The sequence below is a fragment of the Sphaerisporangium aureirubrum genome, assembly GCF_042658925.1.
GTDB classification, from domain to species: domain Bacteria; phylum Actinomycetota; class Actinomycetes; order Streptosporangiales; family Streptosporangiaceae; genus Sphaerisporangium; species Sphaerisporangium aureirubrum.
Genome location: NZ_JBHSRF010000001.1, coordinates 35433 through 58927, shown reverse-complemented (window position 1 = coordinate 58927; position 23495 = coordinate 35433). Strand labels below are relative to the sequence as shown.

Genomic DNA, 23495 nt, shown 5'->3' with positions numbered 1-23495 from the left:
CTGAGTGGCCGCCACCGGGGATCACGGCCATGTCCGCCCCCGGGGCGGGCCCGTCCGGGCAGAGGCGGGGGCCGTCCGGGGCAGGGGTCACTCGGCGCGCAGGGCGATCACCGGGTCCAGCCGCGCGGCCCTGCGGGCGGGGGCCACGCCGAAGAAGACGCCGACCGCCGCCGACACGCCGAAGGCCAGCGCCACCGACCACCAGGTGATCGCGGCCGGCACCGGGGACACCGCCTGGATCAGCAGCGAGCCGCCGACGCCGAGCAGGATGCCGATGATCCCGCCGATGGTGGTGAGCAGGACCGCCTCGATGAGGAACTGCCCAAGCACGTCGCGCTGGCGGGCGCCGAGGGCCTTGCGCAGCCCGATCTCGCGGGTGCGCTCCCGCACGCTGACCAGCATGATGTTGGACACCCCGACCCCGCCGACCAGCAGCGAGATGCCCGCGATGGCGGCCAGCACGCCGGTGAGCATGCCGAGCACGCTGCCGATGGTGCCGAGCAACTGGGTCTGGGTGACGGCGCTGAACCGCTCGCCCGGGTACCGCTCGGCGAGGCCCTGGATCACGCGCTGCCGCAGCGGCTCGATCTCGTCCGGGCCGGACGCGCCGACCGCGATGCCGTTGATGCGGTCCAGCCCGACGAGGCGCTGCGCGGTGGTCACCGGGACGTGCACCTCCTGGTCGCGCGCCACGCCGAACGTCGCGCCGACCGGCTCGTACAGGCCGATGACCCGGAACCGGACGCCCGCGACGGTGACCTGACGGCCGATCGGGTCGACGTCCTGGAAGAGCTTGCTCGCGACCTCCGAGCCGAGCACCGCGACGCGGCGGCGGGTGTCGACGTCGGCGACGCTGAGGTAGCGGCCCCGGCGCAGCGGGCGATCGAAGATGTTGGGGAGGTTCTGGTCGGTGCCGGTGATCGTGGCGAACACCTCGGTCCGCCCGACCCGCACCGACTCGCCGGAGTTCACCGCGACGGTGACCTTGGACGGATCGCCCACCACCCTGCGGATGAACGCCACGTCCGCCAGGTCGAGCCTGCTCTGCGTCGGCGCGGCCCCCAGCCCGACCTGACCCGGCACCACCAGGATGATGTTGCTCCCCAGCCCGGCGATCTCCCGCTCCACGGCCTGCTTCGCCCCGGTCCCGATCGCGACCAGGATCACCACCGCCGACACGCCGATCACCACACCGAACATGGTCAGCGCGCTGCGCAGCCGATTGACCCGGAGCGCCTCCAGCGCCATCCGCAGCGCCTCGGCCCCCCTCACCGCGCGTCTCCCGGCGCGGCCGCCGCGTCGTCGAGCTCGATGAGGCCGTCGCGGACGTGGATGCGGCGGCGGGCCCGGGCGGCGACCTCGGCCTCGTGGGTGACGAGGACCACGGCCACGCCGCGTTCGGCGTTGAGGCGGGCCAGGATGCCCATGACCTCCTCGCCGTTGCGGGTGTCGAGGTTGCCGGTGGGCTCGTCGGCCAGCACGACCTTCGGGTCTCCGACCAGCGCTCGCGCGATGGCCACCCGCTGCTGCTCGCCGCCCGACATCTGGGACGGCCGGTGGTCCATCCGGTGCCCGAGCCCCACCGACTCCAGCGCCTCCCTGGCCCGCCTGCGCCGCTCGCCCCGGCCCACCCCCCGGTACACCAGCGGCAGCGCCACGTTCTCCAGCGCCGAGGTCCGCCCGAGCAGATGGAACGACTGGAACACGAACCCGACCACCTGATTACGCAGATCCGCCAGCCCGCTGTCGTCCAGCGTGGCCACGTCCACCCCGTTGACCCGCAGGGTCCCGGCGGTGGGCCGGTCCAGGCACCCCAGCAGATGCATCAGCGTCGACTTCCCCGACCCGGACGGCCCCACGATCGCCACGAACTCCCCCGGCTCGATCCGCAGGCTCACCCCCCGAAGCGCGTCGACCGACACCCCCTCCAGCCGGTACGACCGCGTCAACTCCACGGCCTCGAACGCCGCGGCCCCCTCGGTGGGCCGATACCCGGAGGTGACAGGGCCGGAGGCGGGCATCAGCCGGTCAGGTTCTGGCCGGGGCGGACGGAGTCGGCGCCGCGGACGACGATGCGTTCGCCGACGGAGACGCCGCGGGCGACCTCGACGGTGGCGTCGCCCTGGGCGCCCAGCTTGACGACGCGGCGCTCGGCGGTGCCGTCGCGGCGGACGACCCACACCACGGTGTCCCGGCCGCTGGTGACGACGCTCGCGGCCGGGACGGCCACGGCGTCGGGGGACTCACGCACGGTCAGGCGGACCACGGCGCTCATGCCGGGCTTGGGGGTGGGGGCCTCGCCGCCGTCGTCGTAGGTGCCGTCGCCGAGGGTGAGGCGCACGGGGTAGCTGACGCCGCCGGTGGTGCCCTCCCTGGGGGTCACCCCGACGCCGGTGACCTCGGCGCGGTAGGTGGCGCCGGTCACGGCGTCCAGCTCGACCTCGGCCTTCACGCCGCGGCTCACCAGCAGCACGTCGGTCTCGTCCACGTCGGCGGAGAGGGTCAGCTTGGACACGTCCGTCACGGTGGCGATCGCGTCCCCCGCCGACACCGGCACCCCGGCCGCGACGGTGCCGCCCGAGCCACCCCCGGAACCACCCGAGCCGCCCCCGGCGCCGCCCGCCGCGCCCGCCTGCCCGGCGAGCTCCGGCGGGAGGGAGCCGAGCAGCGAGCCGAGCCCCGCGGAGCCGCCGCCGGACGGGCCGCCGAGGGTGACCACGCCCCGGAACGGCGCCTTGATCACCAGCCCGTCCACGGTGGTGCGCGCCACCCGGACCGCCGCCTTGGCCTGGGACGCCGAGACAGCCTGGAGCGAGCCCATGGACGAGGCCAGGCCGCCGAGGCTCGCGCCGAGCTGGCCGCTGACCTGCGCGAGCACCTGGTTGATCGACCGGGTCAGCCCTTGGGTGATCTTGTTGAGCTCCGCGCGCTGCGCCCGGTGCCGCGCCTCGGCGGTGTCCACGGCGGCCACCAGCTGCTTGCGCAGCCCCGCGTCGTCGATCTTGCGGGCCGCCGCGCGGGCCCGCTGGAAGTCCCGTGCCACCTTGCGGTCCAGCGACGTGCCGGTGGACAGCCCCGCGAGGCTGATGTTCGGCGCGGGAAGCCCGCCGCCGAGCCGCACGGGCTTGGACGCCTGCCGCTCGGCCTTGCGCGCCTGCTTGAGCTGCTCCTGCGCCTGCGGTGAGCTGATCTTGGCGAGGATCTGGCCCTTGTCGACGGTCTCGCCGTCCCGCACGTACAGCTTGGCGACCGTCCCTCCCGCCGGGGAGCGCAGCGTGGCCGTCGCCCGTGCCGCGATGGTGGCGGGCGCCTCGACCACCTCGCTGACCGCCGCCCGTCCGACCTCGGCGATCTGCACCCGGGGCGCGTCCTCGCCCGAGCAACCCGGCACCAGAAGGATGAGACCGATGAGGAGCGGGGGGAAACCGCGACGAACCGTCACCCGAGCAATCGTAGAAGCCCCGCCACCCGCCTGGTTTTCTGCCCCCACGTCACCGGATCTTCGGCCCGCGCGCCCCCCGGATCACCTGGGGCGGCGGTACCGGAGGAGGACGACGCCGTTGCCGAAGACCCGGGTCTCGGTCAGCTCCAGGTCGAACGCGGCACCCGGCGGCAAGAGGGGCTTGCCCGCGCCGAGGACCAGCGGATGGACGTAGAGGTGGTACTCGTCGATCAGGTCGTGGCGCTGGAAGGACGCCACCAGGCCGGCGCCGCCGACGGTCATGTTCCCGCCGGGCCGCGCCTTCAGCTCCGCGATCTCCTCGGGGACGACGTCGCGGACGAGGGTGGCGTTCGGGCCCACGTGGTCCAGGGTGCGGGAGTAGACGAACTTCGGGGTGTCCCGCCAGATGGCGGCGAACTCGGCCACGGGCTTGGGATTGGCCGGGTCGGCGTCGGCGGCCGGCCAGAACCCCTCCATGAGCTCGTAGCTGACGCGGCCGTTCATGAAGGCGCTCATCGTGCCGAGGTGCTCGTTGAAGTGGGTGTGCAGCTCGTCGTCGACCATGTGCCAGTCGATCTCGCCGCCGGGGCCCTCCATGAACCCGTCGAGGCTCACCGACATCGCTGTGACGATCTTTCGCATCGTGGTCCTCCGCACCGGGGGGTCAGGGTCGGACGGCACGGTCACCCTGGTCAGGAGGGATGCGCCGGCCGTGGAGCCCGACCCTACGCCGCGCGTACGACAAGTTCAGGGGGTGGCGGACGCCCGGCGCAGGCCGCGGATCGAGGGGACGGCGATCAGGCAGACGCAGCTGCTCACCGCGACCACCGTGGAGACGGCGAGCACCTCGCGCGGGCCGAGCAGCGCGGCGGCGGGCCCGGCGAGCGCCTGGCCGATGGGGATCGCCATGATCGAGCCGGCGACCTCGTAGGCGTGCACGCGGTTCAGCGCGTCGGGCGGGACCTGGGTCTGCACGCTGGTCATCCACATGACGCCCCAGAACGCCGACCCGGCGCCCGCCGCCAGGTGGCAGGCGGCCATCACCGGCAGCGGCAGGCCGAGCGTGATGGACAGCGGCTCCAGGGCGAACAGGAACATCGCGGCCGCCCCCGCCGCCAGCGGCCTGGACGGTTTGACGCGCATCGCGACCAGCCCGCCGGCGATGGTGCCCGCCCCGAAGGCCGAGGTGACGAGGCCGTAGCTGGTGGCCCCGTAGGCGGCGCTGACCAGGGTGGCGCCGAGCGGCAGCACCGGCCCGAACACCGCGATCCCCATGGCCGACCAGACGAGGATGACCCCCCACATCCAGGTGCGGGACCGGAACTCCTGCCACCCTTCCCGCAGGTTGACCCACACGGTCGCCTCCGTGCCCACCCGGGGCACGTCACGCAGCCGCAGCAGCGCGAGGCAGAGGGCGCTCACCCCGAAGCCCGCCGCGTCCACGAGGAAGACCACGCCCACGTCCGCGAACGCGACCAGCACCCCGGCGATCGACGGCCCGACCAGCAGCATCAGCGACTCCGACGTCCGCTGCGTCGCCACCGCCCGCTGCACGTCCGACGCGATCCGCGGGATCAGGCTGGCCAGCCCCGGCTGGAACATCGCCGCCGCCGTGCCGTTCACCGCCGAGATCACCATGAGCTGCCACAACTGCGGCGTCCCGCCGAGGAACAGCACGGCCGTGACGGACTGTGTCACCAGCCGCACCGAGTCGGCCCCCACCATCATCCGCCGGGGCGTGAACCGGTCCGCGAAGACCCCGCCGAACAACACCAGCAACGCCATCGGCAACGTCGACGACGCCAGCGTGTACCCCACCCCGCTGATGCCGTACCCGGCCTGCAGCACCCCGAGCGACATCGCCACCGGCACCATCGCCGTCCCGAGCGTCGAGACCGACCTGGCGGTGAAGAACAGCCCGAAGTCCCGCGTCCAAACGGCCCGAGGCGCGACCTCTTGAACGACCTGAGTCACCGATTCCCCCATGTCCCCCGTTCGACCAGGGAACATGATGCCTTCCGACTACAAACTTTCCTAATCGTTTCCGTAGACGGGTCGGCAGGCGGCCGATGCGGGAAGGGTCAGCCGGCGGCCAGGCGGTGGCTGCGGTCGCGGGCCGCCTCGATGGCGGCGAGGAACGCGGCGCGGACGCTGTGGCGCTCCAGCTCGGCGATGGCGGCGATGGTGGTGCCGCCGGGGGAGGTCACGGCCTCGCGGAGGATCACCGGGTGCTCGCCGGAGTCGCGGAGCATTATGGCGGCGCCGACGATGGACTGGGTGACCATGTCGAGGGCGGCGGCGCGGGGCATGCCGAGCAGGATGCCGGCGTCGACCATGGCCTCGACCAGGTAGAAGAAGTAGGCCGGGCCGCTGCCGGACAGGGCGGTGGCGGCGTCCTGCTGGGACTCGGGGATGCGCAGCACCTTGCCGACGGGAGCCAGGAGGTTCTCGGTCTGCTTGAGGTGGTCCTCGGAGGCGTGGGCGCCCGCCGAGATGACGCTCATCGCCTCGTCGACCAGAACGGGGGTGTTGGACATGACGCGCACCACCGGCACCTCGCCGCCGAGCCGCGACTCGACGAAGGCGGTGGTGATGCCGGCGGCCACCGACACGACCAGCCGCCCCTCGGGCACGTGCGGGGCGATCTCGGTGAGCAGCGCGGCCATGTCCTGCGGCTTAACGGCGAGGATCAGCGTGTCGGCCGTCCTGGCCGCCTCGGCGTTGGACACCATCCGCACGCCGTACCGCTCGCGCAGCGACAGCGCGCGCTCCTCCCGCCGGGCCGTCGCCATGATCTCCCCGGCGTCGATCCCCGCCCGCATCAGCCCGGACAAAAGGGCCTCGCCCATCTTGCCGGTCCCCAATATCGCGATCATCCGAAGGCACCTCGCCTATACAGTCCGAGTCCTCCGCAGCCTACCGACTCCCCGGCCGCGTCCCCCGCGCGAACAGCGCGAAAGGATGATCGGCCAGCCGGCGGGCGAGATGGGGATACCAGTTCTCGCCGTAGGGCACGTGGACGCGCACCCGGGCGCCGGGAAGCCGGTCCAGCGCGGGCGGCCGCAGACCGTAGGAGATCTGGTACTCGAACCCGTCGGGCTCGCGTTCGTTCAGCACGGCGAGCGCGGACGCGATCTCGATGAGGCGCCGGTCGTGTGTGGCGATCATGAGCGTCCCGGCCCCGGCCATGAGCGCGCGCAGGCACCGCACGTACGACCGGTCCACCTCGTGGGGGTGGAGATACGCCGGAGCCCCCCACACCCCCGGGGTGGACCCCCGGATCAGCCGCACCCGGGCCGGCGCCAGCGACCGGCAGATCTGCTCGGCGTCGTGCAGGGACGCGGGCACGACCACCCCGAGCCCCGGGTGGTCCTCGCGCAGCGCGTCGTGCACGCCGAGGACGGCGTCGGCGGTGGCCGGATCGGCGTCGAGGGTCACGGTGGCGCCCACCTCGGCCGCGGCCTCGCAGACGCGGGCGGCGCCCCGCCGGGCCAGGCCGAGATCGAGCCCGAGCCCCATCGCGGGCAGCCGCACCAGGATGTCGGCCCCCTTGGCGATGTCGCGGCGGGCGAGCGCGTCGACGAGAGTCAGGGACGCCTTCACCGCGTCCTCGGCGTCGGCGGCGGTGCGGGCGGGCCGTCCGAGGTGGTCGAGCGTGACCGGCAGGCCGTCCGCGGCGAGCCCGGCCGCGGCCGAGGCGGCCTCTTCGGCGCCGGGCCCGGCGACGTGCCGTTCCACCAGCGCGCGGGCCGGCGGTGCCGACCTCACCAGTCTCTCGACCCGATCGCTGCTCGAAGCGGCCACCAGAACGCGACGCAACACCATGGCACCTTCCCGGCTGACGGCGGAGGGGAGGAGATCTCCCTCAGCCTACGGGTCCGGGCGCGCCGATCCAGAGCGACACCGCCGCGGATCCGCGCGGCGGAACCATATCGGTGCTCCCATGGTTCCGAACCCCCGGAAAGCGGGATACGTCAATAGGACATGCGAAGGGACATGCGGATGATGACGACAGTGCTACTGGCGGCCGGATCCCTGCTGCTGACCATGGGCTGCGGCAACGTGCCCGGAGACTCCGCGGCGTCTCCCCGCCCGGAGGACGACCAGCCGGTCTCCACCGACGTGGGGTCCCCGCCGGCGACGTCGACGCCCGGCACGAAGGCGAGCCCGGTGCGGCCGGAGGGGAACACGATAAACCCGCGCCCGATCCCGTTCGAGCAGACCGAACCTTCGGCCGACGGCCGGTCGCTGAAGGTCTACTGGTGGTCCGGCGTCGAGCCGTGCCACGTGCTCGACCGGGTGGAGGTGAAGGAGGCCGCGGGCTCGGTGACGGTCACCCTGTTCGAGGGGCCCTCCGAGCCGGACGCGATCTGCGTGCAGATCGCGGTGCGCAAGATGACCACGGTGGACCTGAAGGCTCCGCTCGACGACCGGAGGATCGTCGACGGCGCGAAGTAGCCACCCGGCTGTCGGCGGCGGCCCGGCCCGGGCACCCGGGCCGGGCCTGCGTCGTTCTCCAGGATGAACCGTGTCGTCCTGCGGGGTGAAAAGGGGGAATAGCCGTCCCACACCCAGGGTTGAGCCGGTTAGACTCAAGCTGCTTGACAAAGCCGCAAGCGGATCACATGATTGAGTCACTCGGACTCAACTTTGACTACAAGGACGTACTCATGGCACGTGCGGTAGGTATCGACCTGGGGACGACCAACTCCGTCGTCTCGATTCTCGAGGGCGGTGAGCCCACGGTCATCGCCAACGCGCAGGGCTCGCGGACCACGCCGTCCGTGGTCGCGTTCGCGAAGAACGGCGAGGTTCTGGTCGGCGAGGTCGCCAAGCGCCAGGCCGTCACCAATGTCGACCGGACCATCCGCTCGGTCAAGAGGGAGATGGGCACCAACTGGTCCGTCGAGATCGACGGCAAGAAGTTCTCTCCCCAGCAGATCAGCGCCTTCGTGCTGCAGAAGCTCAAGACGGACGCCGAGGCCTACCTCGGCGAGAAGATCGCCGACGCGGTCATCACCGTCCCGGCGTACTTCAACGACGCCCAGCGCCAGGCCACCAAGGAGGCCGGCCAGATCGCGGGCCTCAACGTCCTGCGCATCATCAACGAGCCCACCTCCGCCGCCCTGGCCTACGGCCTGGACAAGGAGAAGGACCAGACCATCCTGGTGTTCGACCTCGGCGGCGGCACCTTCGACGTCTCGCTGCTGGACGTCGGCCAGGAGGACGGCCACGGCTTCGTCGAGGTCAAGGCCACCAGCGGTGACAACCACCTCGGTGGCGACGACTGGGACCAGCGGGTCGTCGACGAGCTGGTCACCCGCTTCAAGAACGCCCACGGCGTCGACCTGTCCAAAGACAAGATGGCCCTCCAGCGCCTGCGTGAGGCCGCGGAGAAGGCCAAGATCGAGCTGTCGGCGCAGACCGAGACCTCGGTCAACCTGCCCTACATCACCGCCTCCGCCGAGGGCCCGCTCCACCTCGAGGAGAAGCTCACCCGCGCCGAGTTCCAGCGCATCACCTCCGACCTGCTCGAGCGCTGCAAGGGCCCGTTCCACCAGGTCATCAAGGACGCCGGCATCAAGGTCGCCGACATCGCCCACGTGGTGCTGGTCGGCGGGTCCACCCGCATGCCGGCCGTCAGCGAGCTGGTGAAGGAGCTGACCGGCGGCAAGGAGCCCAACAAGGGCGTCAACCCCGACGAGGTCGTGGCCATCGGCGCCGCGCTCCAGGCCGGTGTGCTGAAGGGCGAGGTCAAGGACGTCCTGCTGCTGGACGTCACCCCGCTGAGCCTCGGCATCGAGACCAAGGGCGGCATCTTCACCAAGATCATCGAGCGGAACACCACCATCCCGACCAAGCGGTCCGAGGTCTTCACCACCGCCGAGGACAACCAGCCGTCGGTGCAGATCCAGGTGTTCCAGGGCGAGCGCGAGATCGCGGCGTACAACAAGAAGCTCGCGACGTTCGAGCTGACCGGCATCGCCCCGGCCCCGCGCGGCATCCCGCAGATCGAGGTCACCTTCGACATCGACGCCAACGGCATCGTGAACGTCGGCGCCAAGGACCTCGGCACCGGCAAGGAGCAGTCGATGACCATCACCGGCGGCTCCGCGCTGCCGAAGGAAGACATCGAGCGCATGATGCGCGAGGCCGACTCCTACGCCGAAGAGGACAAGAAGCGCCGCGACGAGGCCGAGACCCGCAACAACGCCGACTCCCTCGCGTACCAGACCGAGAAGTTCCTCGGCGAGAACGACGACAAGATCCCGGCCGACGTCAAGACCGAGGTCCAGGACGCGCTGGCGGAGCTCAAGAAGACCCTCGAAGGCACCGACTCGGCCGCCATCCGCACCGCCGCGGAGAAGCTCGCCACGGTCAGCCAGAAGATGGGCTCGGCGATCTACGCCCAGTCGCAGGCCACCGGCGACGCCACCCCGCAGGACGCGCCGCCCGCCGACGGCCAGGCCAAGGCCGACGACGACGTCGTCGACGCCGAGATCATCGACGACGAGCAGCCCAAGCGGGAGGGCGGTGCCGCGTGACGTCCCCGACCTCTGGGAGCGAGCACGAGGGCCTGGTCATCCGCGACAACCGGCGCATCGACCCGACGACCGGCGAGGTGCGGGAAGCGGCGGGCAAGGCGGCCGACCAGCCGCCGCCCGCCGCCCCGGCGGAGGAGACCGCGCCGGACGACGGCCTGGCCGCCCAGCTCGCCGAGCGGACGGCCGACCTCCAGCGCCTCCAGGCCGAATACTCCAACTACCGCAAGCGCGTGGAGCGCGACCGCGTCGTGGTCCGCGAGCAGGCGGTGGCCAACGTCCTGACCGAGCTGCTCCCCGTGCTCGACGACATCGGCCGGGCGCGCGACCACGGCGAGCTCACCGGCGGCTTCGCCAAGGTGAGCGAGGCCCTGGAGAGCGCCGTCGGCAAGCTGGGCCTGGTGACCTTCGGCACCAAGGGCGACCCGTTCGACCCCACGGTGCACGAGGCCCTCATGCACAGCTACTCCCCCGACGTCACCGAGCCGACCTGCGTAGAGATCCTTCAGCCCGGCTACCAGATCGGTGACCGCATCCTGCGCCCGGCGCGGGTCGCGGTCGCCGAGCCCGAGGATCCGGCCCCGGCCGCCGATCGCTCCGCGTCAGATGCGGGCGAGGCGGCCGAACCCGAGGACAATTGAGCGAAGTCCCCTTTGCGCACCGAAGGAAGCGATAGATGAGCACCAAGGACTACTTGGAGAAGGACTACTACGCGGTCCTTGGTGTGTCGAAGACCGCCACAGCCGAAGAGATCAAGAAGGCCTACCGCAAGCTGGCCCGCAAGTACCACCCCGACGCCAACCAGGGCAGCACCGAGACCGAGGCGAAGTTCAAGCAGGTCTCGGAGGCGTACGACATCCTGTCGGACCCCAAACGGCGCAAGGAGTACGACGAGGCCCGGACTCTGTTCGGGTCCGGGCTCGGCGGGTACGCGGGGGGCGGCGCCCCCCGCCCCGGCGGCGGGGGCTTCTCGTTCGAGTTCGGCGACCTGTTCGGCGGCAACCAGGGCGGCACCGGGGAGCGCATCGGCGACCTGTTCGGCGGGCTGTTCAACCGGGGCGGCGGGCGGCCCACGGGCACCACGAGCCGTCCGCGCCGGGGACAGGACATCGAGTCCGAGGTCACCCTGTCGTTCAGCGAGTCGGTCGAGGGCACCACGGTGTCGCTGCGGCTGACCAGCTCGTCCGCCTGCCCGGCCTGTAGCGGCACGGGCGCCAAGGCGGGCACCACCCCGCGGGTCTGCCCGACCTGCGAGGGCACCGGGGCGGCCAGCCGCAACCTCGGCAACTTCGCCTTCTCCGAGCCGTGCCGCGACTGCAAGGGGCGCGGGCTGCTCGTCGACGACCCCTGCCCGGTGTGCGAGGGCAGCGGGCGCGGCAAGAGCACCCGCAACCTCCAGGCCCGCATCCCGGCCGGCGTGGCGGACGCCCAGCGCATCCGCCTCAAGGCCAAGGGCGCTCCCGGGGAGAACGGCGGCCCGGCCGGCGACCTCTACGTCCAGGTCCACGTCAAACCCCACCCGGTCTTCGGCCGCTCGGGGGACAACCTCACCGTCACCGTCCCGGTGACGTTCACCGAGGCGGCCCTCGGCGCCGAGATCAAGGTGCCCACCCTGCACGGCCTTCCGGTCACCCTGCGCCTGCCGGAGAGCACCCCGAACGGCCGCACCTTCCGGGTGCGCGGCCGGGGTGTCACCCGCAAGGACGGCACCAAGGGTGATCTCCTGGTCACCGTCGAGGTCGCGGTGCCACAACACCTCGACGACAAGGCCAAGTCCGCCCTGGAAGAGTTCCGCGCCGTGTCCGACGGCGAGGACGTACGGGCCGAGCTGCTGAAACAGGCCGGAAGCGAGTAACCCGAAGGGAGGCGACGCCGGTGGACGCCAGGTATTTCGATCTGTCCGACGACACACCCGTGTACGTCATCTCGGTGGCCGCTCAGCTCTCCGGGCTGCATCCACAGACCCTCCGCCAGTACGACCGTCTCGGCCTGGTCAGTCCCGGCCGGACGGCCGGACGGGGCAGGCTCTACTCCACTCGTGACATCGTCCTGCTCCGCGAGGTCCAGCGCCTCTCCCAGGAGGAGGGCATCAACCTGGCCGGCATCAAGCGCATCCTCGCCCTGGAGACCGAGAACCTCCGCATGCGCGAGGAGCTCAACCGCCTCAAGGGCGAGATGGCGATGATCCGCGCGCTGATCCAGTACCAACTGCCGCCGGCCTGATTCTTCCGCCGCCTCCCCGGCGGCGATCCCATAGCACGGCACCCGGCGGGGGCCCCGGGAAGATCCGGGCGAGCCGCCATGCGAGGAAGGCAAGGTCAACGTGGACTACAAGCTGACGCGCAAGAGCCAGGACGCACTGTCCGCCGCCATCCGGCGCGCCGCCGCCGAGGGCAACCCCGAGGTCGCGCCCGCCCACCTGTTCACCAGCCTGCTCGCCCAGACCGACGGAACCGCCGTCCACCTGCTGGAGGCGGTCGGCGCCGACTGGAAGAAGCTGCGCGCCGACGCCGAGAAGCAGCTGGAAGGGCTGCCGAAGGCGCAGGGCGCCACGGTGAGCGCGCCGAGCACGTCCCGGCAGCTTCTGGTCGTGCTGAACACCTCGGCGGCCCGGGCCAAGCAGCTCGAGGACGAATACGTCTCCACCGAGCACCTTCTGGTCGGCCTGGCCGCGGACGGCGGCCCCATCGCGCAGCTCCTCAAGGCCCAGGGCGTCACGCCGAACGCCCTGCTGGAGGCGTTCGACAAGGTCCGCGGGCACGCCAGGGTGACCAGCGAGAGCCCCGAGGACACCTACCGGGCGCTGGAGAAGTACGGCGTCGACCTCACCGAGCGCGCCAAGTCCGGCAAGCTCGACCCCGTCATCGGCCGGGACAACGAGATCCGCCGCGTGGTGCAGGTGCTGAGCCGCCGCACCAAGAACAACCCCGTGCTGATCGGCGAGCCGGGTGTCGGCAAGACCGCCGTGGTCGAGGGCCTGGCCCAGCGCATCATCGCGGGCGACGTGCCCGAGAGCCTGCGGGGCAAGCGGCTCGTCGCGCTCGACCTCGGCGCGATGGTCGCGGGTGCCAAGTACCGCGGCGAGTTCGAGGAGCGGCTGAAGGCCGTGCTCACCGAGATCAAGGAGAGCGACGGCCAGGTCGTCACGTTCATCGACGAGCTGCACACCGTGGTCGGCGCCGGCGCCGCCGAGGGTGCCATGGACGCCGGCAACATGCTCAAGCCCATGCTGGCCCGCGGCGAGCTGCGCATGATCGGCGCGACCACCCTGGACGAGTACCGCGAGCGCATCGAGAAGGACCCCGCGCTGGAGCGCCGGTTCCAGCAGATCTTCGTGGGCGAGCCCACCGTGGACGACACCATCGCGATCCTGCGCGGCCTCAAGGGCCGCTACGAGGCCCACCACAAGGTGCAGATCTCCGACGGCGCGCTGGTCGCGGCGGCGGCGCTGTCCGACCGGTACATCACCGCGCGGTTCCTGCCGGACAAGGCCATCGACCTCGTGGACGAGGCCGCGAGCCGCCTACGCATGGAGATCGACTCCCGTCCCGTCGAGATCGACGAGCTGCAGCGCGCCGTGGACCGTCTCAAGATGGAGGAGCTGGCGCTCGCCAAGGAGACCGACGAGGCGAGCGTGCAGCGGCTGGAGCGGCTGCGCAAGGAGCTGGCCGACCGGCAGGAGGAGCTGGACGCGCTGGTCGTGCGCTGGCAGAAGGAGAAGACCTCGCTGAACCGCGTCGGTGAGCTGAAGAAGCAGCTCGACGACACCCGCTCCACCGCCGAGCGTTCCCAGCGCGACGGCGACTTCGAGGCCGCGTCCCGCCTGATGTACGGCGACGTGCCGCGCCTGGAGAAGGAGCTGGAGGAGGCCATCGCCCAGGCCCAGCCCGAGGACGCCATGGTCAAGGAGGAGGTCGGCGCGGACGACATCGCGCAGGTCATCTCCTCGTGGACCGGCATCCCCGCCGGCCGCCTGCTGGAGGGCGAGACCGCCAAGCTGCTGCGCATGGAGGACGGGCTCGGCCGCCGCCTCATCGGCCAGCGCGAGGCCGTCCAGGCCGTGTCCGACGCCGTGCGCCGCGCCCGGGCCGGCATCTCCGACCCCGACCGCCCCACCGGCTCGTTCCTGTTCCTCGGCCCCACCGGCGTCGGCAAGACCGAGCTGGCCAAGGCCCTCGCCGAGTTCCTGTTCGACGACGAGCGCGCCATGACCCGCATCGACATGAGCGAGTACGGCGAGAAGCACAGCGTCGCCCGCCTGGTCGGCGCCCCGCCCGGCTACGTCGGCTACGAGGAGGGCGGCCAGCTCACCGAGGCCGTCCGCCGCCGCCCGTACACCGTCGTCCTCCTTGACGAGATCGAGAAGGCCCACCCCGAGGTCTTCGACATCCTCCTCCAGGTCCTCGACGACGGCCGCCTCACCGACGGCCAGGGCCGCACCGTCGACTTCCGCAACACCATCCTGATCCTGACGTCCAACATCGGCTCCCAGTACCTCGTGGACCCCTCCCTGGACTCCACCGCCAAGCGCGACAAGGTGCTGGCCGCCGTCCGCACATCCTTCAAGCCCGAGTTCCTCAACCGCCTCGACGACGTCATCCTCTTCGACGCCCTGGGCGCCGAGGAACTCACCCAGATCGTCGAACTCCAGGTGGCCCGCCTCGCCACCCGCCTGGCCGACCGCCGCCTGACCCTGACGGTCACCCCCGCCGCCCGGGAATGGCTGGCCCTGACCGGCTACGACCCGATGTACGGCGCCCGCCCCCTACGCCGCCTGGTCCAGTCCGCCATCGGCGACAAACTAGCCAAGAGCCTCCTCTCCGGCGAAATCCACGACGGCAACCAGGTAACCGTCGACCTAGACGAAACCGCCGACACCCTAACCGTCTCCACCACCCCCTGACCCCCCGAAACCCGCCCTCCCCCGGCCACTCACCGGCGAGGGCGGGTTTCGGCGTTCAAGACGGCATGGTGGGGAGCACCGTGTTCGAGACGTCTCCAGGGGGTCACGGCGTGGTCCGTGGTTCCTTAGAGGCGTGCCTCTGCGGCTGCTGGGATGCGTACGCGGACCGTTGTGCCTTCGCCTTGGGCGCTTCGCACCTCCATGGTTCCGCCTAGTTCGGTGACGCGTTCGCGCATCAGGCGTAGGCCCAAGCCGTGGCGTTCCTTGGTCTGTTCGGGGTCGAAGCCTCGGCCGTGGTCGCGGACCAGGACCTCGACCTGGTCGTCCACGGTCGTCACGCCCAGTTCGATGGCTTCGGCGCCGCTGTGTTTCACGGCGTTGCCCAGGGCCTCCTGGGCCACGCGCAGGACGGTGTGCTCGGCGCGGGGGTCCAGGTCCACCGGGTCCAGGGCGGTCGTGATGGCGATGCCGAGGCGTGCTTGGTAGGTCTGGCAGACCTCCCGTAGTGCGCCTGCGAGGCCGGCCTCGTCCAGTTCGGCGGGGCGTAGTTCCAGCAGCATCATGCGCATCTCGCGCATGGTGCGGCGGACGGTCTGCTCGACCGACTCGGCCTGGTCCTGGGCGCGGGAACCCTCCGGGAGGGTGCGGCGCAGGTTGTCGGCGGTCAGGCTGACCGAGAACAGGTGCTGGGAGATCGAGTCGTGCAACTCGCGGGCGATCCGGGTCCGTTCGGCCGAACGTGCCTGCACGCCGGCGGCCTCGCTCTCGGCCCGCGCCGCGGCCTCCACCCGTTCGGTCATCAGGTTGAAGCCCGCTTCCAGCCGGCCGACCTCGTCGGTGCCGGAGATCGGGACCCGGGCGCGGAGATCACCCTGCGCCATCAGGGCCGTCGCCGCGGCCAGCCGCCGGATCCGGGAGATCAACGGGCGGGTGCTCAGCAACCCGAACGCGACGCACACCGGCACCAGCAGGAGCAACGCCAGCCCGGCGGTCCCCAGCCACCCGGAGTCGTTCGGCTCCCAGCCCGAGGTGATGAGCGGCACGGACGGCACGTAGCCTTCCGGCTCCTCGGCCGACACGTAGACCACGCCGATCACCCGCATCGGCTGCAGGACCTGTATCGGCATCGTGACCCACACCAGCGGCTGTCCCGGCTTCTTGCTCAGACCGCTGCCCGCGAAGGTCCCCGCCTCCAGCCCGGGCGGCGTCGACCCGGCCGGGTAGACGGCCGGCGACGACTCCCGCACCAGTCGCCCGTCCATCCCCGCCACGGCCAGCACGATCGTCAGACCGGTCGGGTCGGCCGGCCGCTCGACCTTCTCCGCCCATCGTTTCGCCGCCTCGACCAGCAGGGCATGGTCGGACAGCGTGCGGTCGCGCACGGAGAGGTCGATCGCCATCAGGCCCAGCCCGATGGCGTTCCCGCCCGCGAGGATGTGGGCCTGCTCCTCGATCGACCTGCCGGTGTTCTTGCCGTAGTCGACCTGGATCCAGGGGGACAGCCCGCGCGGGACGATGAACCACGCGATCACCGCGGCGAGCAGTGCGGCCACCGCCGAAATCAGCACCAGCGACGCGGCCATCCGGAACCAAAGACCGTAACGGGAGAAGAGTCCGCGTCTCCCCCCAGAAGGGGTTAACCCCTTCGTAGGTGTGACATCACGCTCCACGCTGCCAGGCTAACCAGCATCACGGAGTTTGCGCTTGATCGTCATAAGGTTGCTACCGCAACCATGATCTCGGTCACCGGTTCGAGCCCGGCCGGCACGGCGGGCTTCACGGTGAGGCGCCAGGGACCGGGCCGGGGAAGGGTCACGGTCGTGTGGTAGCGGCCACCCCCGTGATTGCGCATGGTGGGTGCCGCCACCTTGGCCCCGGTCTCGTCGTGCTCGGCGGTGACGGCCAGGGGGAGACGGTCGGACCCGGTGGTCACGGCGACCTCGGCCGGCTCTCCGACCGGGACGAGTTCCGGGATGTCCAGCGAGAGCACGTCCTCCACGGTCGCCTGGTACTTGCGCACAGGTGTGGCGGTGAGGATCGCGTGCAGCGCGTGCAGCAGAGGACGCGCCCCGGCCAGCGCGGCGTGCCGGTCGCCCGAGAAGCGCACCTGGCCGTCGTCCTGGAACTCCGGTGGCACGGAGGCGAAGCGGGGGACGGTGCCGTCGCCGCGCGGGTTCTCACCGTTCCAGGTGGGGAGGGCGGCCAGGCCCGCCGCGTCGTGCCGGATGCTGAGCGTGGTCGGCTGGCCGTGCCCCCCGAAGGTCCACAGCCCGTACGGCGCGGGCCCGTTCGCCGTGACGGCGTCAAGGATGTCCTGATGGAACGCCGCGCCGTGCCGGACGGACTCCGTGGGAACGTCCGGAAGGCCGGCGTCCGCCAGGGTGCGCAGGTCACCGTTCCCCCGGTCCACGCAGCGGTACGTCGGGAGCAGCTCGTGCACCGACCGGAAGGTGGCGACCACGTCCCGCAGCTCGTCGAGCACCGCGCCGAAACGCCCGAGCCGCGACCGGATCCCCGGCGCCAGCCCCAGGCTGAGCGCCGCCGCGGCCTTGGCGGCGCCCTGATGCGGAGTGCCGATGGTGACGAGGCCGCGCGCGATCTCCCGGCCGCCCAGCACCTCCAGGTAGTACCGGGCGATCAGCCCGCCCATGGAGTGACAGACGAAGACGACCTTGGCCCCCGGCACGGTCTCCCGCCAGCGCAGGAGCTCCCGCTGCACCGTCGCCTCAAGACGGCACGCGTTGACCTGGCAGGACAGCCGCCAGTCGTACGGGAACTCCACCAGGTTCCCCCGGCTGACGTCGAACACCCTCGCCAGATGGTCGAGCAGCGGCCCGTATCCGTCGATCCCCCACAACCCCGGAATGACGTGCAACCCCCGGATGATCCGAGGCGCGGTGACCGTCCCCTTCCCACCCAGCCGAAGCCCCTCCACGAGCCCGCCGGGCGGCAGCACCCGCCGCATCGCCGCCAGCGACAGATCCCAGACCGGCCGCCCGTCCCGCTCCAGCACGCTCCCGATGATCCCCGGGATCACCACGATCAGATCGTCGAAGCGCTCTGACACCTTGTCTCCTACTTTGGTGGCGTTTCCGTAGTCAGCCGGTGACCCGCAGGCCATCATGGTCTTCGCAGGCCCGTCAAGACACCCCCGGGGAGCACGCCCGACCATGGCAGAGGCACCGCCCGCGCGGGGCGCGTTCATCGTCGTCGGCATGGCCGAGTACGACCACCACGACGACCTGGAGCACGTCAAGCGAGTGGTGCCCGACCTGTGCACGGCCCTTGCCTCGTGCAGGCTCGATCAACGGTTTCCCGAGCTGGCCGGCGGTGGCACGTTCCTGGACGTGGCCTCCGCCCTCCGCCTCCCCCTGGGCGACCGCCCCGACTCCCTGATCATCTACTGGGCCGGGCACGGCACCCACGCCCCCCACGGCGACTACCTGCTGGTCCGCGACTCCCCCGGCGGCGACCAGGACGACCTCACCGCGATCAGCGCCCGGGTCCTGGCCAGCAAGGTGGCCGCGTGGCGCATCCGCCGTGCCGTGGTCGTCATCGACGCCTGCTACTCCGGCAGCTCCGCCCAGGAGGTCGCCGAGCTCCTCGGCCGCGCCTTCACCCAGCAGACGTTCCCCGACGGGGAGCCCGACATCTCGATCATCGCCTCCTGCGGCTCCTTCGACCAGGTCCAGGACGGCCACTTCGCCGAACGCTTCGCCGGCATCGTCCGCGAGGGCGGCTCGTCCCGCGACTGGGCTCCCGGCAACGAGTACGTCTTCCCCTTCCAGATCGTCGACGAGATCAACGCCGAGGCCGACCGGCGAGGTCTCCCCCGCGCCCGCCACCGGGCCATCGGCAGCCCTCCTCGCCTCATCCCCAACCCCAAGGCGATGGTCCTCCCCACCGACGACGTCCACACCCAGGCCCGCCGCCAGCAACGCATCCTGGACACGGGCCTGCGCGACCACTTCCGCCGCGCCGCCAGCGGCATCGAGGTCGACTCCACCGGTTGGTTCTTCGTCGGCCGCACCCGCATCCTCAGCACCCTGCTCACCTGGCTGGACGAGGACCGCACCTACGGCCTCCGCGTCATCACCGGCAAGCCGGGCTCCGGCAAGTCCGCCGTCCTCGGCCGCATCGCGACGTTGTCCCACCCCGCCTACCGGGAACTGGCCGAGCAAGAAGGCGCGCTGGAAGGCGCCGCCCCCGGCACCATCCCCAGAGAGGGCCTGATAGACGTGGCCCTCCACGCCAGGAACAAGTCCCTGCACGACTGCTGGGACCTGCTGTCCTCCGGCCTGGACATCCCCCCACCCCCCGACGGCTGGCGCTCCAGCGCCGAGCTCATCGACCGCGTCACCGCCTTGCACCGCCCCGTCCGCATCATCATCGACGCGCTGGACGAGGCCCGCCGCGACGCCATCCTCGCCATAGCCACCGACCTGATCCGCCCGCTGGGCCAGCGACAGGACATCCGCGTCCTGGTGGGCACCCGCCCCAACGCCCCCTGGATGACCACCCCCACCACCCCCGGCCGCGGCCCCCTGACCACGCTCCTGGACCCCGACGCGCAGCACACGACGGTCCTGGACACCGACCCCCACACCCGGCAGGACATAGAGCACTACGTGACCCGCCGCCTGACCCGCACCCCCGGCTCTCCCTACCCCTCGGCCCCCGATCCCACCGTCCCCGCCACCGCCGCCGCCGTGGCCGAGGCCAGCGCGGGCGTCTTCCTCTTCGCCCGCATAGTCACCCGAGCCCTCCTGGCCCGCGACGCCCCCCTGCGCCTGGGTACCGAGGAAGCCGCCCACATGCTCTCCGGCGAGGTGGCCGACGTCTTCGCCGCCGACCTCGCCCGCTTCGGCGACGACGAATGGAAGGTCCGCGAACTCCTCTCCCCATTGGCCTGGGCCGAAGGCGCCGGCTTCCCCCGCCACCTGATCTGGCCCGCCGTGGCCACCGCCCTCTCCCCCACCGGCACCACCTACACCACCCCCGACATCGACTGGCTCCTCGACATAGCGGGCTACCACGTCAGCGAGTCAAGCGAGGACGGCCAGGCCGTCTACCGCCTCTACCACCAGGCCTTCGCCGACTACTTCCGCGCCCTGGCCACCAGGACCCCTTGATGCGGGACTCCGAGATCCAGTCCCGGATCGCCGAAGCCCTGCTCGGCACCCTCGGCACGAGCCCCGACTGGTCGACGGCCGATCCGTACGTGCTCCGGCACCTGGCCGCGCACGCGACGGCGGCCGGCCGCCTGGAAGAGCTGGCCGACGACCCCGGGTACCTCGTGCACGCCGACCCCACCCGCCTGCTGGACGTGCTCGGCACCGTCGCCGCCGACGAACACCCGTTGGCGCGCACCTATCTGCGCGCCGCCCACCACCTCCGTGACGCCGGCCCGCACGCCCGCGCCGGCATCCTCCACACCACCGCCGTCGAGGACGAGCCCGACGCCGCCGCGCACCTCCCGGTCACCGGTGCCCGGCCGCTCACCGCGCGCTGGGCCCACCTGTCGCCCACGGACTTCCACCGCACACTCACCGGTCATACCGGCTCGGTGAAGGCCCTGGCCCTGACGGCGATGCCCAGCGGTGGCCTTCTCCTGGCCAGCGGTGGCGACGACCACACGGTCCGGCTGTGGGATCCGGCCACCGCGTCGGCGTACACCACCCTCACCGGTCACACCGGCAGCGTGAGCGCGCTGACCTTCCTGCCTCTGCCCGACGGCACCATGTCGCTGGCCAGCGCGGGAGCCGACCGCACCATCCGCACATGGGACCTGGCCACCGGAGTCGGAAGCATCCTCACCGGTCACACCGGCTCGATGAACGCACTCGCCCACGCCACCCTGTCCGACGGCACGGCCGTCCTCGCCGGCGCGGGGGACGAGGGGAACATCCGGCTGTGGAACCTGGCGAAGGGCACGCTTCACAAACTCGTCTACTCCTCCGGCCCGGTGACGGCGCTGGTGTTCGTCCCGCTGCCCGACGGCACCGTGCTGCTGGCAGCCGCGGGAAGCGACGAGACCGTCCGTTTGCGGGACCCGGTCACGAACAGCCTCACCGCCCTTCGCGGCCACTCCGGACGGGTGACGACTCTGGCCGTCACCACCCTGCCGGACGGCACCCCGTTGCTGGCCAGCGCGGGCTACGACCACACCGTCCGGCTGTGGGATCCGGCCACCGCCACGGCTCGCGGAACCTACCCGTGCTCGACGTACTGGACCGACGCCCTCGCCTTCGTCACCCTGCCCGACGGCACGTTGTCACTGGCCGACGCCGCCGGACTCCGGCACACCATCCAACTCCGGGACACAGGCACAGGGCGGGTCCACATCATCTTGAGCGGCCACACCGGACAGAGCGGCCACACGGCCTCGGTGAACGCCCTGCGCTCCACCACCTCGGCCGACGGCGGCGCTCTGCTGGTCAGCGCGGGGGAGGACGGGACCATCCGGCTGTGGGACCCGGTCACCACGTCGACCCGGCCCACCACGGGCGTCGGGCCGGTGGGCGCGGTGGCCCTCACCACCCTGCCCGACGGCACCTCGTTGCTGGCATGCGGCGGAGGCGACCAGGACATCCGGCTGTGGGACCCGGCCACCGGGGACCATCAGGAGCCCACCCCGGACATCACCCTGACCGGCCACGACGACGAGGTGCACGCGCTGGCGTTCACCACCCTGCCCGGCGGCGCTCCGCTGCTGGCCAGCGCGGCGGGCGACCACACGGTCCGGCTGTGGAACCCGGGCGCGGATCCCCCCACTCCCACCACGCTCGCGACGGGCGACGGCTCGCTGTACGCGCTGGCGTTCACCACCCTGCCCACAGGCGCTCCGCTGCTGGCCGGCGCCGGATGGGATTACACCATCCGCCTGTGGAAACCGGCCGACGCCACCACCGCCCCCGTCGCGCAGGTCTCACTGACCAGCCCGGTGTACGCGCTGGTGTTCGTCACCCTGCCCGACGGCACCCTGTCACTGGCGAGCGCGGGAGACGAACGCGCCATCCGGCTGTGGGACCCGTGGCGCCCGTCCATCTCCACATACACGACCCTGACCGGCCACACCGGCAATGTGCACGCCCTGGCGTTCACCACCCTGCCCGACGGCACCCCCCTGCTGGCCAGCGCGGGAGCCGACCCGACCATCCGCCTGTGGAACCCGGCCTCCGGCACCCACACCACCCTCGAAGGCCACACCAAGCCGGTGCACGCCCTGACCTTCACCACCCTCCCCGACGGCACCCCCCTGCTGGCCAGCGGCGGCGACGACCACACCGTCCGCCTGTGGAACCCGGCCACCCGCCGCGCCCTCCAAACGACGCCCGTCTCCTCCGCCGTCCACGCACTGGCCGCCACCGGCCCACACCTGGCGGCGGGAACCACCCGCGGAGTGATCGTCTTCGACGTCAACCAACCTTGAGAAGCGAGAGGAAAGACCGCCACTCACCGGGCTCAACGGTGATCAGCGGCGAGTCAGACATCTTGCTGTCGCGGACGGCCACCACACCGGGGAGATTGTCGGCTACTTCGACGCACTGAGCGCCATTCGAGCCGGAACGCGAGGACTTGCGCCACTGGGCCGCGTTCAGGTCCATTGATCCATCACGTCCTTAATCTTTTGCAGGGATACGTGCTCAGGGTAAGCCCAGGCTCGTATCAGCTCATATCTACTCCAGAGCATGGAAACCACATCGGGAGCGGATGTAAGTAGTCCCTCGGCAGGGGAGTCGGCGTAGACCGTATCCGGTTCGCCGTCAGGGAGTTGAGCGATCATGAATGCGCCTAGGAGGCCGGAGACGCATTCCGCGTCCACCACCTGGATCGTCACATTGGTGCGGGTTGCGATCTCTATTAGGAAAGTCAGTTGTTCGCGCATGACCTCCGGGGCGGCGCCTATGCGCCGGCGCAGAACGCCCTCGTCCATGAGGGTAACGAAGAGGGGAGGGTCGTGCCGGTCCAGGACGGCGCGGCGTTGCATGCGGGCGTGCGTGCGCCGTTCCACCTCGTCGGGGGTGACTCGGGGCTCCCTGATCAGCAGGTGGCGAGCGTAGGACTCGGTTTGCAGGAGGCCGGGAATCAGGAGTGGGTCCCAGCTTCGGATAACTGTGGCGCGGGGTTCGATCTCCTCTGGCCAGTCGAGCCACCAGCGGGGACCTTCGGGGTGGGAGAGGATTCGCCGGTACAGCAGGGCGAAATAGCCTTTATCGGACAACCCGAAGACGCGGTCCAGGATTTCAGCATGGTCGCGGTGAGGTCTGCGTAGGCCCAGTTCCAGGCGGCTCACCTGGGTTTGGGTGCAACCGAGACGTGTCGCGAGGGCGTCTTGGGACAAACCTGCGCTCTCGCGGAGGCGACGGATCTCGCCTCCGAAACGGGCGACCGGGGAAGGGATTTCCGGTTTGGTGGGTGGGGGGTCGGGAGGTGGGGTGGTGTTCATTGCTTCCTCTCAACCAACAGAGAAAACGAGGGAGGGAGGCGGAAGGGGCAGACCGGACTTACATCTTGCTGACGCCTGACCGTGTCCTGATCTGGCGTGGGGAGGGCTTGGTATTCGAGCGCCGATTCATTCCGCCGACGGCAATCTAAGCACAAGCCA

Annotated in this window: 18 protein-coding genes and 1 pseudogene; 8 read left to right on the top strand and 11 right to left on the bottom strand. The window is 71.3% G+C overall.

Features of this window, described 5'->3' with window-relative positions; all coding sequences use genetic code 11:
• Nucleotides 1-87 precede the first annotated feature (87 nt).
• The 7 genes from ACFP1K_RS00260 to ACFP1K_RS00230 form a co-directional block, all read right to left on the bottom strand.
• Nucleotides 88-1272, bottom strand: coding sequence for an ABC transporter permease (locus tag ACFP1K_RS00260; RefSeq protein WP_380745768.1), 1185 nt, complete (start codon nucleotides 1270-1272; stop codon nucleotides 88-90).
• Nucleotides 1269-2021 (bottom strand): ABC transporter ATP-binding protein, encoded by a 753-nt coding sequence (locus ACFP1K_RS00255; protein WP_380745766.1) that lies wholly within the window; start codon nucleotides 2019-2021, stop codon nucleotides 1269-1271. Before ACFP1K_RS00255 ends, ACFP1K_RS00260 begins: the two co-directional genes overlap by 4 nt.
• Nucleotides 2021-3442: an efflux RND transporter periplasmic adaptor subunit gene (locus tag ACFP1K_RS00250; protein ID WP_380745763.1), complete on the bottom strand. Its 1422-nt coding sequence runs from the start codon at nucleotides 3440-3442 to the stop codon at nucleotides 2021-2023. Before ACFP1K_RS00250 ends, ACFP1K_RS00255 begins: the two co-directional genes overlap by 1 nt.
• Before the next feature lie 81 nt (nucleotides 3443-3523).
• Nucleotides 3524-4084, bottom strand: coding sequence for a dihydrofolate reductase family protein (locus ACFP1K_RS00245; protein ID WP_380745760.1), 561 nt, complete (start codon nucleotides 4082-4084; stop codon nucleotides 3524-3526).
• Nucleotides 4085-4189: 105 nt separating this feature from the next.
• Nucleotides 4190-5416 (bottom strand): MFS transporter, encoded by a 1227-nt coding sequence (locus ACFP1K_RS00240; protein ID WP_380745758.1) that lies wholly within the window; start codon nucleotides 5414-5416, stop codon nucleotides 4190-4192.
• Nucleotides 5417-5523: 107 nt separating this feature from the next.
• Entirely contained in the window at nucleotides 5524-6318 is a 795-nt protein-coding gene (proC, locus tag ACFP1K_RS00235; protein ID WP_380745756.1) for a pyrroline-5-carboxylate reductase, read from the bottom strand.
• Between the two features lie 40 nt (nucleotides 6319-6358).
• A complete protein-coding gene (locus ACFP1K_RS00230; RefSeq protein WP_380745754.1) occupies nucleotides 6359-7267 on the bottom strand; it encodes a proline dehydrogenase family protein in 909 nt (302 codons plus the stop codon).
• Nucleotides 7268-7444: 177 nt separating this feature from the next.
• Here ACFP1K_RS00230 and ACFP1K_RS00225 point away from each other — a divergent pair, with 177 nt between their 5' ends.
• The 6 genes and pseudogenes from ACFP1K_RS00225 (at nucleotide 7445) to clpB (ending at nucleotide 14887) form a co-directional block, all read left to right on the top strand.
• Complete coding sequence (locus ACFP1K_RS00225) at nucleotides 7445-7900, top strand: hypothetical protein (protein ID WP_380745752.1); 456 nt, start codon at nucleotides 7445-7447, stop codon at nucleotides 7898-7900.
• A gap of 212 nt (nucleotides 7901-8112) precedes the next feature.
• Entirely contained in the window at nucleotides 8113-9987 is a 1875-nt protein-coding gene (dnaK, locus tag ACFP1K_RS00220; protein WP_380745750.1) for a molecular chaperone DnaK, read from the top strand.
• A complete protein-coding gene (grpE, locus tag ACFP1K_RS00215) occupies nucleotides 9984-10625 on the top strand; it encodes a nucleotide exchange factor GrpE (RefSeq protein ID WP_380745748.1) in 642 nt (213 codons plus the stop codon). Before dnaK ends, grpE begins: the two co-directional genes overlap by 4 nt.
• A gap of 35 nt (nucleotides 10626-10660) precedes the next feature.
• The gene (dnaJ, locus tag ACFP1K_RS00210) at nucleotides 10661-11839 is read left to right on the top strand and encodes a molecular chaperone DnaJ (protein WP_380745746.1); all 1179 of its coding nucleotides are present in this window, start codon (nucleotides 10661-10663) and stop codon (nucleotides 11837-11839) included.
• A gap of 41 nt (nucleotides 11840-11880) precedes the next feature.
• Nucleotides 11881-12112, top strand: a pseudogene (locus ACFP1K_RS00205) (heat shock protein transcriptional repressor HspR); the annotation flags it as partial.
• 195 nt (nucleotides 12113-12307) lie between these two features.
• Nucleotides 12308-14887: an ATP-dependent chaperone ClpB gene (clpB, locus tag ACFP1K_RS00200; RefSeq protein WP_380745744.1), complete on the top strand. Its 2580-nt coding sequence runs from the start codon at nucleotides 12308-12310 to the stop codon at nucleotides 14885-14887.
• A 125-nt stretch (nucleotides 14888-15012) separates the two neighbouring features.
• On the opposite strand, the gene ACFP1K_RS00195 is transcribed toward clpB, so the two are convergent.
• A complete protein-coding gene (locus ACFP1K_RS00195) occupies nucleotides 15013-16470 on the bottom strand; it encodes a HAMP domain-containing sensor histidine kinase (protein WP_380745742.1) in 1458 nt (485 codons plus the stop codon).
• A gap of 128 nt (nucleotides 16471-16598) precedes the next feature.
• Complete coding sequence (locus ACFP1K_RS00190; protein ID WP_380745740.1) at nucleotides 16599-17954, bottom strand: esterase/lipase family protein; 1356 nt, start codon at nucleotides 17952-17954, stop codon at nucleotides 16599-16601.
• Between the two features lie 103 nt (nucleotides 17955-18057).
• Between ACFP1K_RS00190 and ACFP1K_RS00185 the strand changes: the two genes are divergently transcribed.
• Nucleotides 18058-20019: a hypothetical protein gene (locus ACFP1K_RS00185; RefSeq protein ID WP_380745738.1), complete on the top strand. Its 1962-nt coding sequence runs from the start codon at nucleotides 18058-18060 to the stop codon at nucleotides 20017-20019.
• Nucleotides 20019-22319, top strand: coding sequence for a WD40 repeat domain-containing protein (locus ACFP1K_RS00180; RefSeq protein WP_380745736.1), 2301 nt, complete (start codon nucleotides 20019-20021; stop codon nucleotides 22317-22319). Before ACFP1K_RS00185 ends, ACFP1K_RS00180 begins: the two co-directional genes overlap by 1 nt.
• Here the strand turns inward: ACFP1K_RS00180 and ACFP1K_RS00175 are convergent.
• Nucleotides 22306-22494, bottom strand: a complete 189-nt coding sequence (locus ACFP1K_RS00175; protein WP_380745734.1) for a DUF397 domain-containing protein — start codon at nucleotides 22492-22494, stop codon at nucleotides 22306-22308. The two genes, ACFP1K_RS00180 and ACFP1K_RS00175, sit on opposite strands and share 14 nt — an antisense overlap.
• Nucleotides 22485-23336, bottom strand: a complete 852-nt coding sequence (locus ACFP1K_RS00170) for a helix-turn-helix domain-containing protein (RefSeq protein ID WP_380745731.1) — start codon at nucleotides 23334-23336, stop codon at nucleotides 22485-22487. The genes ACFP1K_RS00175 and ACFP1K_RS00170 overlap by 10 nt, the downstream gene beginning before the upstream one ends.
• Nucleotides 23337-23495 lie beyond the last annotated feature (159 nt).

Coding starts and splice junctions, on each gene's coding strand:
- ACFP1K_RS00170 (WP_380745731.1), bottom strand. CDS start 23,336: ATGAACACCACCCCACCTCCCGACCCCCCACCCACCAAACCGGAAATC.
- dnaJ (WP_380745746.1), top strand. CDS start 10,661: ATGAGCACCAAGGACTACTTGGAGAAGGACTACTACGCGGTCCTTGGT.
- ACFP1K_RS00185 (WP_380745738.1), top strand. CDS start 18,058: ATGGCAGAGGCACCGCCCGCGCGGGGCGCGTTCATCGTCGTCGGCATG.
- ACFP1K_RS00195 (WP_380745742.1), bottom strand. CDS start 16,470: ATGGCCGCGTCGCTGGTGCTGATTTCGGCGGTGGCCGCACTGCTCGCC.
- ACFP1K_RS00225 (WP_380745752.1), top strand. CDS start 7,445: ATGATGACGACAGTGCTACTGGCGGCCGGATCCCTGCTGCTGACCATG.
- ACFP1K_RS00230 (WP_380745754.1), bottom strand. CDS start 7,267: ATGGTGTTGCGTCGCGTTCTGGTGGCCGCTTCGAGCAGCGATCGGGTC.
- proC (WP_380745756.1), bottom strand. CDS start 6,318: ATGATCGCGATATTGGGGACCGGCAAGATGGGCGAGGCCCTTTTGTCC.
- ACFP1K_RS00245 (WP_380745760.1), bottom strand. CDS start 4,084: ATGCGAAAGATCGTCACAGCGATGTCGGTGAGCCTCGACGGGTTCATG.
- dnaK (WP_380745750.1), top strand. CDS start 8,113: ATGGCACGTGCGGTAGGTATCGACCTGGGGACGACCAACTCCGTCGTC.
- ACFP1K_RS00175 (WP_380745734.1), bottom strand. CDS start 22,494: ATGGACCTGAACGCGGCCCAGTGGCGCAAGTCCTCGCGTTCCGGCTCG.
- ACFP1K_RS00255 (WP_380745766.1), bottom strand. CDS start 2,021: ATGCCCGCCTCCGGCCCTGTCACCTCCGGGTATCGGCCCACCGAGGGG.
- ACFP1K_RS00180 (WP_380745736.1), top strand. CDS start 20,019: ATGCGGGACTCCGAGATCCAGTCCCGGATCGCCGAAGCCCTGCTCGGC.